Genomic DNA, 14104 nt, shown 5'->3' with positions numbered 1-14104 from the left:
TGGGTTTATCCAGGTGGGAACCTAAATTCCTCGTTTAAAGTTTCCGGGTACATGCCCGGTCTACTGCCACGAGAACAGTTGACTCCCTTGTCATTAAAGGCATAGATCAAAAAACTTGATGGCAGTCACCAACGTCGTAGTTGAACTTCACTCATTATAGCTTTCAAAAAGATGTTGTGTGTTAAACATCGAAAGTTTCTGACGGAGCATCTCACTTTTGCAAAAGCTGAGATGTTCCCGTTTGTGATGAATTTACCTGGGATACCAGATAGATTCTATAGTGTGAGCGATGGCTGCGCCGACACCGTTGGTGTACGCACTTGCCAACTCTCTATTTTGATTATCTAGCAAAACGGTGATATGTCCTAACTTTCTTCCAGGGCGTGATTCTGTCTTCCCATACCAATGAAGGTGCGCCTGGGGAATCTCTGCTATTTGTTGACGCTGGCTTTGATAGTCGCTGTGAGAATTTTCATACCCCAGTAGATTTACCATCACAGCGCCAGCGCACTGTAAAGCCGGATTTCCCAAAGGTAAACCACAAACTGCTCTAAGGTGTTGCTCAAACTGAGAAGTTTCACAAGCGTCTAGGGAAAAATGCCCAGAGTTGTGAGTACGCGGCGCAATTTCATTGACTAGGATTTTGCCATCAGCACAAAGAAATAGCTCAATCCCAAAAATTCCTACTACTTCTAGGCTATTTAATAGAGTATGTGCGATCGCTTGGATTTCTGCTACTTGATTGGGTGTAATCTGGGCTGGCGCAATTACCCGCCGACATACTTGTTGTTCTTGTTGCGTTTCTACCACTGGGTAAGTTACAATTTCCCCCTCCACAGAACGAGCCGCAATTACCGCTAGTTCTCTTTCAAATGAGACAAATTCTTCTAACAAGAAAGGTGATTGATTTAAAGTTTTTGTTGTGGTTTCATAACTTAGCTTTTGCTCTAAAGTAGCAAAATCTTTAATTATAAAAGTACCCTGACCATCATAACCGTGGCGGCGGGATTTGAGGACTAGGGGAAAACCCAAATACTCTACTTGGAATTTGATATTCTTCACTTGTTCAAGGGCGAAAAATTGCGGAACAGGTAAACCCAAATCGCGTAAATAGCAGCGCTGGTGGTATTTATCTAAAAGAGGAGCTAAAGCTTCTAATTTGGGACGGAAACAAACGCCTTGCTGTGCTAGAAGGGATAACGCATCTAAATTAACAAATTCGTTTTCAAAGGTGATGACATCGCATTTCTGAGCTAATATTTCTGTAGCACTAGCGTCATCTATCGGGGCGAAAACGATTTCCTGAGCCATTGACACAGCCGGGTCGTGTTCACTAGGAGTTTGTACGATTAATTCTACTCCTAGCTTCTGTGCTGCATCCGCCATCATCCAGGCAAGTTGTCCGCCACCAATTACACCAACACGCTTCATTGACATCCTAGAGAATCACGAGTTTGCACGCCTGTTTTGGAATTAACACCACTGGCTTTAGCGCACAGTTCTTTAATTTGCACCTTATCCAAAATTGCATCTGTAAAATCTGCACCATTTATATTTACATCATTAAAGATGGCGCGGAGCAAAAGGGCTTCTTTGAAAACTGCATCGCTCAAATCTGCCTTAGTCAAGTTTACCTGATCAACCATTGCGTTAGTTAAATCCGCTCCGTGGAGATTTGCTTTTGTCATCACCGAAGCGCTCATGACTGCTCCCCGCAAGTCAGCGTTTGTAAAGTTAGCCAATTCCATATTGGCGTTAGAAAACTCCGCAGCTTGCAAACTTTCGCCAGAAAAATCACGTCTTGACAACTCTGCATTGCTAAATGACAGTGGATGAGTCCAGTCTACTGCCAGTGCGGGATGAGCCACGCACCAGACAATAATTCCCACAAGTAACGCTAATCCTTGCCGCCAAAACATATCGAGAGCCAATTTGGTGTCTAATCGCTGCATTTAACTTACCCCATTTGAATATTAGCAAGACTGCATCATTCTAATTCAGGACTTACGTTAACCGAAAAATATTGAATGGGATGGCAACTGGCAAGGTAGAATTTACCTGGAAGGTAATACCTGATGGTGAAAGAGTAAGGAGTTAGGGGTGAAAATCGTAACTCACAACTTGTAACTCATAATTTTTAGAGAGGGATTTACTGTGGAGCAAAAAATTAACTGCGCCGAAGCCTGTGTTAACGGCTGTATTTTAGGGGATAACTGCCCCAATGTTGAGTTTAAAGAGGCCACTGCAAAATTTATTGAAGAGACTCCCTTAGACAAAATGTTGGAGTTGGCAGAAGAACGTCTGCGGAAAAAAATAACGGAACCGCCAAAATGGGTTTTTCCTGAAGACCCGTAGCATTTGGGCTAACAGGCGCAAGTAAGACAGTGCGGAGGCTAAATAGTATCTGGATCTATATTTAATTCTCGCAGTTTTATTGCCAAGCGATCGCTGCGTTGCTTCTCCTGTTGTGCCACTTCTGTCGGTGTTGGAACTAGTTCCCCTTCAGGAGTGTAAAAGCGTAAATTTTCTTGATAAACCCCTAAATGTAAACCTAATTGTTGACTCCACAACCAGCCTTGGGGATTTGCTTGGAGCGGTTGATATTCACCATCAACCAAATGGAACCCTGTAAATTCTAAAGTTTCTGGGTCAAACCAGAAGTAATTAGGACTTACGAATTGACAAGAAATACCAAATATGGATACGGTTGAAAGTCACATCTTTCGTAAGGGTTTAGCATTGCTAAACCCCTACAGCGTGGTCTATTTACGAGCATAAGGATAATTAATAAAAACCTGAAACGACCTATTTTCGTTAATCCACATCACGGTTAATTTGTATAGTGCGTAAGTCCTAGTAATCTGGTGTGCGAAAGATATCTTGGTAAATTTGTTTTTTTAAGCCTTTATCAGTGTTCCCTGTGCTATCCGATGTCTTAGTGCTATAAGTTTAGCGTAGCAGTGAGAAGCGCAGGGTGCAGCAGTTTGTCAGCATATATCTCAGGTATCATAAGTATTTATGTAAGCATATAAATATGAATCGATGAGACAACTCAGACTTTTTGAGTATGAACCGTCCAAAGAAAAGCTCCCAACCAATCTGACAACAAATCGTCATCCTATACACAGATGGTTCAACTTTATAGCTGGCTTTTCTCCAGAGTTCGTGAGTTCCTGCATTCAAGAATCTGGCTTAACAGCAGATGAGATGCTTATCGATCCATTTTCAGGTTTGTCTACCTCCCTTGTACAGGCAAACTTTCATGGTATATGCTCTGTTGGTTTTGAGGCTCACCCTTTTTTCTACGATATTTCGCTTGCAAAAATATTCCCGCCTACTTGTATACAGCAGGTAGATATCATCGAAAAAATTTGTCGATTTATTGAACCGTATACTAGTGATATTGCAGAAATTTGGACAATAGATGCGGCACTTTTTTTAGTAAAACTTATCCCAGAGCAAGAATTGCGGCTTTTAGCATCTGCTCTTATGCTTGAAAATCAAATTGAACCTACTGAACGTCCACTTTATCGTCTCATTATTTCTCGCGTACTTGAACTCGCATCTGGCTCTCAAACAGATGGAATTTACAAAGCTCCTACTAGTCAGAAGAAATCAACGCCGTATCAAATTGCTCTCGAAAAAGTTTGTGATGATATTAGAAACGACATTAAATTACTAGGAAATAAGTTTAAATCAAGAGCAAAATTGCATTTTATTAGTTCTGAAGCAATGAATACTCTGGAAGATGAAAGCTGTTCTCTTTGCATCACCTCACCACCTTATCTCAACAATTTTGACTTTGCTGAGATGACAAGGATGCAACTTTATTTTTGGCGTTATGCTGGCTCATGGCGTGAGATTACAGAACGAGTGCGTCGTCGATTAATTGTTAATACCACAACTGCCCCAATTGACCTCAAGCAGAATCAGAATATATTTACAGAAGCTATATCAGCAAACGTTCAATCTCTACTACAACCATTAGTTAATGAGCTTAAGCAACAAAGAAAACTGAAAAATGGCAAGAAAGACTATTACCTACTTGTATATCCTTACTTTGGACAAATGCAGCGAGTCTTTCAAGAATTAAAAAGGGTTTTACGACCTCAGAGCCACGTTCATATCGTTGTAGCAGATGCAGCACTTTATGGAGTTCATATCCAGACGGAAAAGTTATTATCTCAGATAATGGAAGAAAATGGATTTGAGATTTTAACAATCGAAACCTTGCGAACACGAGGGAGTCGCTGGATTTTAGAAAAACGGCAAGGTATCGACAAACCTCTTGGGGAATTTCATATACATGCAAGACGAATTTGATGTTGATAGTTCACCAGAAATAGTTAGCAGTAATACGCTTTCCCAGATTGCTAGGGAAGCAATGACACTCTATGTTCAAATTTACTTAGAACTGAGTAAGCAGACTAGTGGCTTCGTAAACATTCAGGCAGACCAAATCCAGATTGTTGAACAAAAACTCATTATTCTCAGTGGTCTTGACAGTTCACTTGACCCAAACGAAGCTACTCCACAAGAAGTTGTGCAAGAACTTTTTCGGATGCAAGCCGTCCCTTTTGATGTAGAGTCAGCAATTACAAAAGGTGTGTACATTCAGCTACGAAACAGAGTAGAAACTCTTTTAAATGAACTGTATATCATTACAAAAGGACTTGAGGAATTTGATGCTGACTATATTCAATGTAATTCCTATATGCTTCCGATTCTTCAACGCCTTGCCAATATTACAAGTAAAGCGACGTTAAAAAAACAAATTGGCAGTGTATCGGATAATGCTATTTCACAACCAGCAGCTAAAAAACTGGCTGAAATTTTGAATAAACGAAAACCTGGACAGGCTATGACTCGCCAACAAATTTTGCAGAGTATTGAACCAACTCTTGAGGGTATTGTCCGTGACTTGGTAGGTAGAGTACTTCTTGAACGTATTGTTGCTCAAGCTCTTGATGATGCTAACGTTCCTTACAAGTTAGAGTCTGAATATAACTATCTTGAGGGTGTTATTTATAACTTCCGAGCCGACTTTGTTATTCCAGATGAAAAATTTCCAAAGGCTTTTATAGAGGTGAGAAAGTCATCTTCCAGACACGCCTCGCTTTATGCAAAAGATAAAATGTTTTCAGCGATTAACTGGAAAGGCAAGAATAAGGAATTGCTTGCAGTTCTTATCGTAGATGGAGAATGGACATCTGAAACTCTGAAGGTGATGACAAGGGTGTTCGATTATGTTGTACCGCTCAATCGTTCTTCTGATGTAGCGACGGCTATTTATGAATACTTACAAGGTGACATATCTAAGCTAAAATGGCAAATTAACTTTTCAATTAGTCCAGCTAATTTAAAGATTGATAAAGATTAGTTGTAATATGCTAAAAGGTTAAATATCTAACCCAACAACCATTAACTCAGGCGGATGTTCAACATTAAACTGATAATATATCTCTCGTCGCTCTTGCGGTGGCAGAGTTAACTGCCATTCTAAAATCCCCATTTCACCAAGTTGAATTTGCGGGTTGCTGCGGTTGAGACGCACTTTAATTTGCTCGTTACGGCTAACTGGCAATTGTTCAGTTAGTTTTAGATTTATTTCTTTGTCTAGTAAATTAGTAATTATCAACCGATAACTACAAGTAATCCGACGCTGGTTGCTAATTAATCTTTTGTCTACCAGACGCTCAACTAAATCGCGCTCAATTTTCAAACCTTCATCAATCCCTAAGTTAAGTTTAAACTCTTGTCCTGGTGCAATATTTTCTAACTGAGTTGTCCCGATAAAAACGTTATCGCGGAAAATATTTGCTTTGCCTGGTAATAAAGTCGCACCGTTGGGACTATTTTTCACATTAGCTTGCAGATAAGCGAAGCTTACCAATCGCGGCATTGCTACATAATCAAAGTTACAGGGATAATCATCGTTGAAAATCGTTGTTTTATGAGGTGCACCATCACTGGGAATGTTACCGCCACTATTCAATTTAAAGGTAACTACACTCCCTTCTTTGGATACTTCTGCTGTCACAGTTTCTGCTGGGATAAGACTATCCTCTGCAACTTCATCTTGTTCTTGCAAATCTGCTCTGGCAGCAAAAGCAGGCGGTTCTGCTATGCTAGGCAACAGTGGTGGCTGGGCAGCTAGTCGAGATCGTCGTTGTTGCGTCAATTGTGGACGTGGGGCATCAATATACCAGGGTTCAAGTTTGGGTGGGAGTGTACCTAATCCCGGTTTAGCGGTAGAAAGGGCAAGATTTGCACCAATCCAATCTTCACCACTGCTTTGAGTGATTTCTGCAAGGTAGCTTAGATGTACAATATTGCTGGTGGTGCTAAAGCGCAAGTCATAAAGGGGAGTCCAGCTAGCGCGATTCACTAGGTATGATAGCTCTAATTCAAATTCGCCTTCACCTGCAACTTCAACGCCTACAACTAAACTAAAACTCTCTTGAGGATGGGGTGTTTGGATTTTTTGCAATGAACTGTGGAGTGCTTGGAGTTGGTTGTCTAATTCCTGCTGTTGGGTTTTGCACTCCCCAGATGCGATCGCATACTCACTATACTGGCTGCCGACAAAGTTGAGGAAATCTAAAGTTTCGCTGAGGCTGAGATTTTTTCGAGACAAACTCTGTGAAAAGGGTTTCTCTGCCGTTTCTCGTAAGCCTTCAATAAAACTAGACTGTAATGCTAAAGCATCCACTTGGGCTTGCAGGTGGCGTTTTTCTGCTTCTACTTGCTGAATTTGCCTTGTCAAATGTGCTACTCGCTCTCCTACAGGCTCAGTGGTGTAGATGCGATCGCTACTCACTCCCAGCATTCGCACCCCGACTGTGCCTGTACCGCTAACCCTGACAGATTCAGTTTCTAGAGTCACTGGCACTGGGGTAATTATTAATTCCTGTTCAATTCCTGTCAAAGAAACTATACCCCGCCGTGTAACCAGCGCTCTATCAGCATATACTGTCACAGCTACAATCTCGCTTTGTACTGTTTTGCGCCAAGATGGTATTTCCGGGTTAACCACTACCAGTTTTCCCCCATTTTTAATAGTTATGCTGGTTAATTGTCAATGTTTCCCGGTCTAACCGTCAACCCCTTTAGGGAATTCAAAACAGTAATTCATAATTACAAATTAGTATTACATCCTCTCCAATACCTGAATTCCCAACAAAGATAGTCCCAACTTCAGAGTTCTAGCAGTCAAATCACATAAAACCAAGCGGGATGTTCGCTGCGGTTCTTGTGCTTCCAAAACCTGAACTCCCTGATTGCGATCGTAAAACTGATTAAACTTTTTACTCAGTTCATACAAATACTCACATAAACGATTAGGCAGCAAGTCTTGCTCTACATTACTAATAACTTCATCTAGTTGAAGTAAATATTTTGCCAGCGCTAATTCTGTTTCATGCTGCAACAGGACAGCATTGTTTCCCAACTCCTTAAAGTTAATATTACCTTTGCGGCTAATCCCCTGAATCCGGGCATAAGCATACAGCATATAGGGCGCAGTATTACCTTTAAGATCCAGCATTTTATCGTAGCTGAAGATGTAGTTACTGGTGCGATTTTGACTTAAATCTGCATATTTAACTGCACTGATGCCAACTACCCTCGCAACTTCATTAATAAATTCTTCAGTTTCTTGGCGTTCTTCTTCTTGTAATCTGCTTTTTAAGTCAGCATGGGTACGAGAAACAGCTTCATCTAATAAATCCCGTAACCGTACAGTATCCCCAGAACGAGTTTTGAATTTTTTCCCATCTTCTCCTAACACCAATCCAAAGGGAATATGCACTAATTCCACATCATCGGGAATCCATCCGGCTTTGCCTGCTACCTGGAAGAATTGGGCAAAATGGTTTGCTTGTCCAGCATCGGTTACATAAATTATCCGCTTTGCTTCATCTTTTTGAATCCGGTAGCGAAGGGATGCCAAATCTGTAGTAGCGTAGTTATAACCGCCATCTGATTTCTGCACAATTAAAGGTAGAGGTTCACCTTCTCTATTTGTAAACCCTTCTAAAAAAACGCATTTTGCCCCCTGGTTTTCTACCAGTAACCCAGATTTCTCCAAATCTTCCACAACTTCTGATAGTAAAGGGTTATAGAAAGATTCTCCGCGTTCAATTAGTTGGACATCCAGCAAGTCATAAATTATTTGAAACTCCCGCCGAGACTGTTCACACAGCAGTTTCCAAGCATGGATTGTATCTTCTGCACCTGCTTGTAATCTGACGACTTCTTGCCGTGCTGTCTGTTGAAAAGCCTCATCTGTATCAAACCGCAGTTTGGCTTTGCGGTAAAAGGAGACTAAATCACCAATATTTAAAGCATTAGCGGTGGTAAGCGCGTCTGGGTAGACTTCCCGCAGATAGGCAATTAACATCCCAAACTGCGTACCCCAATCACCGACATGATTTAACCGCAGCACATCATGTCCTTGGAATTCTAAAATCCGGGCGATGGAATCACCAATAATCGTAGAACGCAAGTGTCCCACGTGCATTTCTTTGGCAATATTCGGACTAGAAAAATCGACAATTTCCCGCTTGGGTGTTTTTGCGGGTGGAACTCCCAACCGGGGATCAGCTTGAATCTCGTTCAGTTGTGCTTCTAGGTATGCCGTTTTCAGTTTCAGATTGATAAATCCTGGCCCAGCGATTTGAGGCGGTTCGCAGATTTCGGATACATCTAATTTATCAACGATCGCATCTGCGATCGCTCTTGGTTGCAATCCTAATTTCTTACTCAGGGATAAAGCTATATTCGCCTGATAATCGCCAAATTTAGGATTGCTCGCAGGAACTAGAATTGGATCTATTCCAGCGAAGTCAGTACCAAAAGCCGCGATTAAAGCCTGTTCAAACTGAACTTTTAGTTTTTCTTGTGTAGCGTTCATTTATAATTTTTATCTGTGAGAGGAAAATGTAGCTCTGGAAAAGCTTGATTATTTTAACCTTAAAATATAGTTATCAAGTCCAAGTGAGGACTCTCATGCTAAAGTACAACTCCCTAGATTGTTTGCCATCTTCGGCAGAACTTCCAGATTCTGACGATACCCCAGTGGATAACGAACTGCAAAATCTGATTCCAAATTTGTTAGAAGCAATTTTAGCTTTAATCTGGAGCGAACGCACTGACTGGTTTTTCGGTGTGGATATGGGCATTTATTACGCTCCTAGTAAACCACCGCTAGTACCAGATGGATTTCTCAGCTTAGGCGTGGAACGCTTTATTGGTGAAGAAGGACGTTTAAGCTATGTCTTGTGGGAAGAAGATGCTACTGTTCCCATTTTTGCCCTAGAAGTTGTTTCTAAAACCTATGGTGGCGAATACGAACAGAAAAAAATCGACTATGCTCAATTAGGAATTTTATGCTATGCAATTTATGTACCAAGTCGTAGGTATCGGCGCAAGCGAGATCCCCTAGAAGTTTATCGTTTGGTTGAGGGAGACTATATTTTGCAACCAAATTCGCAGGTATGGATACCAGAAATTGGTTTAGCAATTGGGCGAGAACGTGGTACTTATCTTGGACGAACGCGAGAATGGTTATATTGGTATGATCAACAAGGGCGGAAATTACCTACACCAGAAGAATTAGTGCAACAGGAACGACAACGCGCCCAACGACTAGCGCAAAAGTTACGGGATTTGGGAATTAACCCAGAGGATATTTAGAAAATTGGGTAATACTTTGCTCTGACTCCTAAAGCAATGTAATATATTCTATCTACTGCGATCGCGTTCTAAATCATCAATTACTTTTTGCAAATACCACTCGTCTGACATCCCAGGATAGTAATCCTGCTTCTGCTTAATCAATCGTTCGGCAATTTCCCAATATCCCCCAACCATCCGCAAAAGTCGCTGATGCAGAAGGTTATATTTTTGCTTTTTTGACTCTGGACTAAATTTTTGAATTTTTTCTAGGCTACTTAAGACTTGTTGATAATTTCCCCAATCTTCTTGCTCACAAAAGATACTCGCCGCCCGTTGATAATCTTCCACGGCGTTTTGCATTTCTTCTAAGCAAGTATAGGCAATGCCGCGATTGTAGTAAGCTTGAGCATCATTAGGATTGATTTGCAGCGCTTGGGTGTAATCTTGAATTGCACCGAGATAATTGCTCATTGTCCGATAGGTATTACCTCTGGCAATATAAACTAAGGGATCTTTGGGTTGCATCTGGAGTGCTTGGTTAAGATCCGCGATCGCACCTTGATGATCTCCTAACACAGAACGCGCTTTACCTCGGTTACGATAGACGATGGCATCTTGAAAATTTAGTCGCAATGCTTGATTAAAATCGGCGATCGCTTCTCGATAATTCCCCATTTTACAACGCACAACCCCACGACAGCAGTAAGCTTGAGCATCTTGCGAATCGGCTTGCAATACCCAGTTTAAATCGGCGAGTGCTTCTTGCGTATCTCCCTTTTCCGCCTTTGCTAATAATTGTGTGAAATATTCCTTTGTGGATAAAATTGGCGCGCTTGGGGAATGGGATTTCTCGACAGCAGGTTTTTTTGGGGATTGTAGCTGTTTAATTAGTTCTAGACAAAGACGACAATTTTCTTTATCCTGTTGCTCTAAATATAATTGTGCAGCCTTTTTAAAATTAGCGATCGCATCTTGAATATAACCCTGTTTACGCCGCACTATCCCCCGCAGATTATAAGCAGCCGCATAATTGAGATTGAGACGAATAGCACGTTCAATATCCTCCAGCGCCCCCGGTAAATTTTTCAGCGCCATCCTTGCTAATCCCCGACAATAATATGCTTCTCCACTCTCAGAATTAAGCTTCAGGACTTCAGTATAATCTGAAACAGCTTTAAGGATTGCTCCTGAGTCATAATATGCCAAACCGCGCTGCAAGTAAGCTTCGGTAAAGTAAGGTGTCAGTTGTAAAGCCTGATTAAATTCCTCAATTGCTCCAGCGTAGTCTTTTAGCCTAGCCTTCTCCAATCCTCTATTGTAAAATTCGTCATTCATGGCATTTGTTTGGTTGATTCAGTTAGTTGAATTCCAGTAGCCTTACCCTTAATATTCTAAGTATTCAGCTTGGATTTGCTGCATTTCGTATTTTCAGTAAATTAACTCACTATAGAGTTTTCTTGACTTAATGAAGTGATCGCACTCAAATCTGGTTCAATGAGTGAAGAAAGCAATGTCCACAACTGCAAATCAGTAAAATCTGGAATTGCCATAAATGCGCCGACTTCCCGCAAAGCTTGAGGCTCGTGGGTGGATGCTATACCAATGGTGCGGATATCTGCGCCCACCGCAGCCCGAATTCCAGAGGGAGAATCTTCTAAAGCGATCGCTTCTTCTGCTGTAATCTCCAACTTATTCAAGGCAGCTTGGTAGGGCGCAGGATCGGGTTTACCTGCTACGCAATCATCCGCTAAAACAACTGTATGAAAAGCTTCTGTTATTCCCAAAACCTCTAACATAAATTCAGCATTTAATCTAGGTGCATTAGTTACTAATGCCCGTTTTAACTGATGTGTATCTGTCCATGCTAGTAGTTCAGAAAATCCATTCAGAGGTTTGAGATTCGAGGCGAGTTTGCGAAAAAGCGCCTCTTTTTCGTTCGCAAATTTTTGCCCTTCTGTTGCTGATAATTGTGGCAGAATATCTTTGACAATTTCTGGATTTAGCCGCCCACTAATTCGGGATTTATAAAATATTTCGTCAATTTCTAGGCTGTAATTTAACAGCATTTCCTGCCAAGCTCGGTAGTGTATAGGGTCAGTGTTGACAATAGTGCCATCTAGGTCAAAAAGAATTGCAACTAGCATGATTTTAGGTAAAATGTAAATAATTATTAACTTGATTTAAATAGTTTACATTGTTAGTGCTTCTTTCTTCGTCAATACAGGACAAAAAGTCGCAAATTAATCTGCTAATCTTCTTTTTAAACTGGATTTTATCACCAGAACTGTTAATACTTCTTCCCTCCTGTCTTCTCTTATAACTTTCTGTGTAAGCAAATGCTAGCCGCCACAAACTTTTTTCGCGTTGATGATTTACTAGTGCAGATTTACAACTCTGAAGTCGAAATGGCCCAAGAAGTTGCCGAAATCGCCCAAAAGCATTTACAGCAACTTCTCCAGCAACAGGATACAGCTGCTGTATTGTTAGCAACAGGTAACTCGCAACTCAAATTTCTTGATGCTTTGATTGCATTGGGTGGTGTAGATTGGTCAAAGATTACTCTGTTCCATCTAGATGAGTATTTGGGAATTACTGCCGACAATTCTGCGAGTTTCCGGTACTATATGCGAGAACGTGTAGAGAAGCGAGTTGCTCCTAAGGAGTTTCACTATCTAGAAGGTGATACATTGCAACCACTGACAGAATGCGATCGCTACACAAAACTATTACAAGCACAACCAATTGACTTATGCTGTCTTGGCATTGGCGAAAATGGACATTTGGCTTTTAACGATCCAGCAGTCGCAAATTTTCAAGATCCTTATAGCGTTAAACTAGTAAAACTGGATATAGTTAACCGTCAACAACAAGTAAGCACGGGTCAATTTCCGAATCTAGAAACTGTTCCACAGTATGCTTTTACTGTCACCATCCCAACGATTTGTTCAGCTAAAAAAATTATCTGTCTTGCTCCAGAAAAACGCAAAGCGAATGTGGTGAAAAAGATGTTACAAGGATCTATAAGCACAGACTGTCCGGCTTCTATTCTTCGTCAACAACCCCAAACGACGTTATTTTTAGATGTTAATTCTGCTAGTTTGCTTTAAGTAATGGAGTTAAGTACTTTATCTGATGGGCAGTTCAACGGACGTGATTAGGACTTACGCACTGTACAAATTAATCATGGTATGATTTTACCAAAACAGGTCGTTTCAGATTTTGATTAATCATTACTTTGATACTAAATAGATTAGCGCTGTAGGGGTTTAGCAATGCTAAACCCCTACGAAAGATGCGGTTTTTTCCATCATACATATTTGGTCTTTTCTGTCAATTCGTAAGTACTAGTGATATTGGATAAGTAGTGCAGGTAAATCAACAGCTAAAAGTAAACCCCCACTTACCAATTACTCCGTCAAAAAAGTTGACACAGGTAGTCGCTTTGTATTATGTATATTACAAAAGTAATGAGTTAAATTAAAAAGACTTCCTAACCACTACAGCATGGTGGAGATAAAAATACCATTTGTACGCAGTTAATTTATATTACAATAAAACTTTTTCGCAATCTCCTACCTCAACCCAAAGTAACTCGACTAACGCTATATCCCTCACAAATATGGATTTTGACTACTTTAGAAGCAATGAAGGCACTCCTGCAAATAATACCAGACAAAGCTTACTTGCTAGCGGTTGGCGACCGTTTCACCGAGAATTAGACTTGGAGTTTTTGAGGAAACTTTTGTATACTGACTCAGGCGAATTAAGTCAAAAAAGTTTGAATTTGGCAAGTAATATTGCTGAGATTTTGGGACGAAATAATTATGCTTGGTGGGCTAATTTGTTAAATGTTGTATCTGATAGTACGCGCTACGAAATTGAAAAATTTTGGAACTATATTACACCAGATCCTCAATCACCAGATCATCGCTACAAAGATATTTTGACTACGGAAACACCCATCGTCCAATTTGTCAGCCGTAGCAGTATTCCTATTGATTACGTTCTTAACCGACTGCAAGAAATTACTGTACTGCGAGTATTACATTTTTTGGCGCGTCCCGACATTATTACCCAATATTACTCAGAAAGAGATTTTTATTTCCCTATAGATAAATTTGTTAGTTGGGAACGCTTAGATGTGATCAATACTGTTTATGCTTACTGGGCGAAGTATGACGTTTGGTTGCAAATTGATCCCTACGATCGCGGGCGACGACAATATACTTTAATGGCGAAAAATCTTGCACCACTAATTAACAAAGCGACTTACGATTTAGCAGTCATGCTGAGTGGATATCAAAGTCGTGTAGGTAAAGTTCATAGTCAATTTTCCATTCGGACATTTCCCGCAGATATACAAAACTTTACTGATTCTGTACAGCAAGCGATTCTGAATCAAAACCAGTTAGCGGTTGTTGTACAT

Annotated in this window: 12 protein-coding genes, 1 other RNA gene and 1 pseudogene; 6 read left to right on the top strand and 8 right to left on the bottom strand. The window is 40.7% G+C overall.

Features of this window, described 5'->3' with window-relative positions:
• From ssrS to ACEW80_RS06160, 3 genes are all read right to left on the bottom strand, one after another.
• A non-coding RNA gene (gene ssrS, locus ACEW80_RS06170) (6S RNA) lies at nucleotides 1-146 on the bottom strand; the annotation flags it as partial.
• 106 nt (nucleotides 147-252) lie between these two features.
• Nucleotides 253-1431, bottom strand: a complete 1179-nt coding sequence (locus ACEW80_RS06165; protein WP_373525752.1) for a 5-(carboxyamino)imidazole ribonucleotide synthase — start codon at nucleotides 1429-1431, stop codon at nucleotides 253-255.
• Nucleotides 1428-1919 (bottom strand): pentapeptide repeat-containing protein, encoded by a 492-nt coding sequence (locus ACEW80_RS06160; RefSeq protein WP_373525751.1) that lies wholly within the window; start codon nucleotides 1917-1919, stop codon nucleotides 1428-1430. The genes ACEW80_RS06165 and ACEW80_RS06160 overlap by 4 nt, the downstream gene beginning before the upstream one ends.
• A 235-nt stretch (nucleotides 1920-2154) precedes the next feature.
• Here ACEW80_RS06160 and ACEW80_RS06155 point away from each other — a divergent pair, with 235 nt between their 5' ends.
• Nucleotides 2155-2355, top strand: a complete 201-nt coding sequence (locus tag ACEW80_RS06155) for a hypothetical protein (protein WP_373525750.1) — start codon at nucleotides 2155-2157, stop codon at nucleotides 2353-2355.
• A gap of 38 nt (nucleotides 2356-2393) precedes the next feature.
• On the opposite strand, the pseudogene ACEW80_RS06150 reads toward ACEW80_RS06155, so the two are convergent.
• Nucleotides 2394-2678: pseudogene (locus tag ACEW80_RS06150) on the bottom strand (Uma2 family endonuclease); the annotation flags it as partial.
• A 364-nt stretch (nucleotides 2679-3042) separates the two neighbouring features.
• Between ACEW80_RS06150 and ACEW80_RS06145 the strand changes: the two are divergent.
• Nucleotides 3043-4323: a hypothetical protein gene (locus ACEW80_RS06145; RefSeq protein ID WP_373525749.1), complete on the top strand. Its 1281-nt coding sequence runs from the start codon at nucleotides 3043-3045 to the stop codon at nucleotides 4321-4323.
• Nucleotides 4307-5380, top strand: a complete 1074-nt coding sequence (locus tag ACEW80_RS06140; protein ID WP_373525748.1) for a hypothetical protein — start codon at nucleotides 4307-4309, stop codon at nucleotides 5378-5380. Before ACEW80_RS06145 ends, ACEW80_RS06140 begins: the two co-directional genes overlap by 17 nt.
• 18 nt (nucleotides 5381-5398) lie before the next feature.
• Here the strand turns inward: ACEW80_RS06140 and ACEW80_RS06135 are convergent, their stop codons facing one another.
• Both ACEW80_RS06135 and argS read right to left on the bottom strand, forming a co-directional pair.
• Nucleotides 5399-7036 carry a mucoidy inhibitor MuiA family protein gene (locus ACEW80_RS06135; RefSeq protein WP_373525747.1) on the bottom strand — a complete coding sequence of 546 codons (1638 nt, stop codon included), beginning with the start codon at nucleotides 7034-7036 and terminating at the stop codon, nucleotides 5399-5401.
• 114 nt (nucleotides 7037-7150) lie between these two features.
• Nucleotides 7151-8914: an arginine--tRNA ligase gene (gene argS, locus ACEW80_RS06130; protein ID WP_373525746.1), complete on the bottom strand. Its 1764-nt coding sequence runs from the start codon at nucleotides 8912-8914 to the stop codon at nucleotides 7151-7153.
• A 95-nt stretch (nucleotides 8915-9009) separates the two neighbouring features.
• On the opposite strand from argS, the gene ACEW80_RS06125 reads away from it, so the two are divergent.
• Entirely contained in the window at nucleotides 9010-9696 is a 687-nt protein-coding gene (locus ACEW80_RS06125) for a Uma2 family endonuclease (protein ID WP_373525745.1), read from the top strand.
• Between the two features lie 48 nt (nucleotides 9697-9744).
• Here ACEW80_RS06125 and ACEW80_RS06120 read toward each other — a convergent pair whose 3' ends face one another.
• On the bottom strand, nucleotides 9745-11013 hold the full coding sequence (locus ACEW80_RS06120) for a tetratricopeptide repeat protein (protein ID WP_373525744.1): 1269 nt from the start codon (nucleotides 11011-11013) through the stop codon (nucleotides 9745-9747).
• A gap of 101 nt (nucleotides 11014-11114) precedes the next feature.
• A complete protein-coding gene (locus tag ACEW80_RS06115; protein ID WP_373525743.1) occupies nucleotides 11115-11822 on the bottom strand; it encodes an HAD family hydrolase in 708 nt (235 codons plus the stop codon).
• A gap of 192 nt (nucleotides 11823-12014) precedes the next feature.
• On the opposite strand from ACEW80_RS06115, the gene ACEW80_RS06110 reads away from it, so the two are divergent.
• Together ACEW80_RS06110 and ACEW80_RS06105 are read left to right on the top strand one after the other, a co-directional pair.
• Nucleotides 12015-12785 carry a glucosamine-6-phosphate deaminase gene (locus tag ACEW80_RS06110; protein ID WP_373525742.1) on the top strand — a complete coding sequence of 257 codons (771 nt, stop codon included), beginning with the start codon at nucleotides 12015-12017 and terminating at the stop codon, nucleotides 12783-12785.
• 512 nt (nucleotides 12786-13297) lie between these two features.
• A partial coding sequence (locus tag ACEW80_RS06105) for an AAA family ATPase (protein WP_373525741.1) occupies nucleotides 13298-14104 on the top strand: 807 nt, incomplete at its 3' end.

Origin of the sequence: Nostoc sp. (genome assembly GCF_041747015.1) — a bacterium.
In the GTDB taxonomy this organism is placed as follows: Bacteria; Cyanobacteriota; Cyanobacteriia; order Cyanobacteriales; family Nostocaceae; genus Nostoc.
This window is presented reverse-complemented; position numbering and strand designations above follow the sequence as displayed.

Coding starts and splice junctions, on each gene's coding strand:
- ACEW80_RS06165 (WP_373525752.1), bottom strand. CDS start 1,431: ATGAAGCGTGTTGGTGTAATTGGTGGCGGACAACTTGCCTGGATGATG.
- ACEW80_RS06160 (WP_373525751.1), bottom strand. CDS start 1,919: ATGTTTTGGCGGCAAGGATTAGCGTTACTTGTGGGAATTATTGTCTGG.
- ACEW80_RS06145 (WP_373525749.1), top strand. CDS start 3,043: ATGAGACAACTCAGACTTTTTGAGTATGAACCGTCCAAAGAAAAGCTC.
- ACEW80_RS06140 (WP_373525748.1), top strand. CDS start 4,307: ATGCAAGACGAATTTGATGTTGATAGTTCACCAGAAATAGTTAGCAGT.
- argS (WP_373525746.1), bottom strand. CDS start 8,914: ATGAACGCTACACAAGAAAAACTAAAAGTTCAGTTTGAACAGGCTTTA.
- ACEW80_RS06125 (WP_373525745.1), top strand. CDS start 9,010: ATGCTAAAGTACAACTCCCTAGATTGTTTGCCATCTTCGGCAGAACTT.
- ACEW80_RS06120 (WP_373525744.1), bottom strand. CDS start 11,013: ATGAATGACGAATTTTACAATAGAGGATTGGAGAAGGCTAGGCTAAAA.
- ACEW80_RS06115 (WP_373525743.1), bottom strand. CDS start 11,822: ATGCTAGTTGCAATTCTTTTTGACCTAGATGGCACTATTGTCAACACT.
- ACEW80_RS06110 (WP_373525742.1), top strand. CDS start 12,015: ATGCTAGCCGCCACAAACTTTTTTCGCGTTGATGATTTACTAGTGCAG.